This window comes from uncultured Veillonella sp. (assembly GCF_934190855.1).
Classification (GTDB): Bacteria; Bacillota; Negativicutes; order Veillonellales; family Veillonellaceae; genus Veillonella.
Map to the genome: position 1 here is coordinate 1 of NZ_CAKPTN010000197.1, position 2,752 is coordinate 2,752.

Genomic DNA, 2,752 nt, shown 5'->3' on the forward strand with positions numbered 1-2,752 from the left:
CAAATTGACAGCATTGATGCTGTATTAGTCGCTGAATTTGAAAAAAGACTATCCTTAATTAAAGAAATTGGTAAATATAAAGATGAACATCATTTGCCACTTGTAGACGAAGAACGGGATGAAAGTATCATTGCTATGCATCGTGCTAACTGCAACGATGAATCTTTAGCGAACTATGTGGAAAACTATATGAAAACTGTTGTTTCCATGAGTAACGAGTACTTAAAAGAAAATATGCATAAACATATTTTCCTCATCGGTATGCCTGGTGCTGGTAAGACTACAGTTGGTAAGGTTCTTGCTAAAGAATTAGGTAGAGACTTCTTCGATTTAGATCAAACCATCCAAGATAAGGTTGGTAAATCTGTACAAAATATTTATATTCATGATGGCAAAGATGCTTTCACTGAATACGAATATACTACAATCAAAGAATTGATTCACAATAAACCATCTGTTATTGCTACAGGTGGTGGTACAGTTACTTATGATAAAACTGTTAATTTAATGCGCAATAACGGTCTGGTTGTATTCGTTAACCGCGATGTAAATCATATTTTAGATGATTTGGATCTTGAAATTCGTCCACTTGTAAAAGAAAGTATCGAGTATATCTTTAATGTATATGAAGAACGATACCCATTATACGAAGAAGTGGCGCATATCAAAATTGGTAACGAAGGCAGCATTACCGATGCGGTGCAAGAAATTATTGAAGCCTTGCCTAATACGGAGAAATAATGGACGCCATACGAGGATTTGTATACCGAACTATATATGAGAATACACAGCGTACATATTGCGTGTGTATCCTCAAAGATTATAATGAGGAATACATTACTTGTACCGGCAAGTTCGAGTCTCCTAAAGAAGGGGAAGATATTGAAGTACGAGGCCGCTATGTAGAGCATGAAAAATATGGTCGCCAATTCGATGCGAGCAGTGTAGAGAAGTTAAAGCCCGATAATATGGGTGCTGCTAAGACATATCTTCTCAATCTAGGCATAAAAGGTTTTGGTGAGAAATCTGTAGAGAAGGTTCTCGACTATTTCGGCATTCGTATTCTTGAAATTTTAAGAGAGGAACGTCCCGAAGAAATTAAGGATGTTCCTGGTCTTCGAAAAAGTGTTAAGGATGAACTATTTAACACTTTACTTGGTGAAGGTATTTTATCCGATTTAAATCACTTTTTTGAAAGTCACCATATTTCTTCTAAATGGAGTAGGACTGTATATACTTATTATGGCGTTCAGTCTGTAGCCGTTATAAAGGATAATCCTTATACCTTGTTGCGTGTGGCGCCGGATATGCTCTTTGGTACGGCTGATACACTGGCGAAACATCTAGGTATTACTGGTAGTGATTCTCGCCGTTTAGAGGCTGGTTTAGAATGGATTTTACGTAGTTTAGATAATCAAGGTCATACATGCTTGCCTGTAGATCAACTGATAGGTCGCTTAGATGATCTTTTACAAACTGATGTAGATGATATTGCTAACTTTATTGAAAGTCTTTTAGAGCAAGGTGCACTGTATAGCACGTATTACGAAGATATTTTATATATCTATCCGCCAGAAATGTATGTTTCTGAAGTGGAAGGCGTTCACTATACTCGGGAATTTTTACTAGAAGCTGATCCAATTGCTCTAGATATTCCAAGTTTTATTGAAAAGTTTGAACAGGATAACCATATTACCTTTGGTGATGCTCAAAAAGAGGCTATACAGCTTTCGTTTTTTGAGAAGTTTTCCCTCATAACTGGTGGCCCTGGTACGGGTAAAACTACGATTATTAAGGCTTTAGTAAAAGGGTTCCAACTTGGTGGCTTAGGTCGTATTATTCTTTGTGCTCCTACGGGCCGTGCTGCGAAACGACTCACAGAGGCTACTGAGTTTGAAGCAACTACGATTCATAGATTATTAGTACCTGTTCAAGGTAGTGATTCCTATGATTTTACTAAAAATGAAGATGATCCATTAGATATTGATGTTATTATTATTGATGAAGCATCTATGCTCAATGTTCGTTTATTCTATTCATTAATGGCCGCTATTCCTAAAGAAGCCCATGTTATTATCGTTGGCGATGTTGATCAATTACCGCCTATTGGAGCTGGTTTTGTATTAAAAGATTTGCTTGATAGTGATTGTGTACCTTATACACGACTCAATCAGATTTATCGTCAAAGTTCAGGTAATACTATCGTTGAAAGTGCTTATGCTATCAACCGTGGAGAAATGCCGAACCTAGATGGTGTGAGTGAAGAGTTTTCCTTTATTCCTGTTAAGTCTTACGACATGATGATGAAAGCCATCATCGATGTATATAAACGAGAACGGGAATATGTAGAGGATGAATTAGATATTCAAATTATTTCGCCTATGCGCCGTGGAGAAGCAGGTAGTACATTGATATCACAATACGTGCAACAAGCTGTTAATCCACCGGATAGCTATAAAGGGGAAGCACGTGTAAATGGTATAACGTATCGCGTTGGCGATAAGGTTATCCAAATCCTAAATGACTATGAGTTAGAGGTCTTTAATGGCGAAATTGGTGTAATTTATGCTATTACACGAACCGACATTTGTATCCGATTTATCCATAAAGAGGTTCGTCTACCTATCGATGAAGCTCATATGATTATGCCTGCTTATGCTATTACAGTTCATTAGCGCCAAGGTAGCGAGTATGGTGTAGTTATCATTCCATTTGTACCACGCTATGGTGGTATGTTACAACGTAATTTGTT

At 37.3% G+C, this 2,752-nt stretch carries 1 protein-coding gene and 1 pseudogene; both read left to right on the forward strand.

Annotated features, from left to right (window positions below; genetic code table 11):
• Window positions 1-741: shikimate kinase (locus Q0F90_RS08645; protein WP_296004790.1), on the forward strand; the 741-nt coding region annotated here is incomplete at its 5' end.
• Window positions 741-2,752, forward strand: a pseudogene (locus tag Q0F90_RS08650) (AAA family ATPase); the annotation flags it as partial. The gene Q0F90_RS08645 and the pseudogene Q0F90_RS08650, both read left to right, overlap by 1 nt.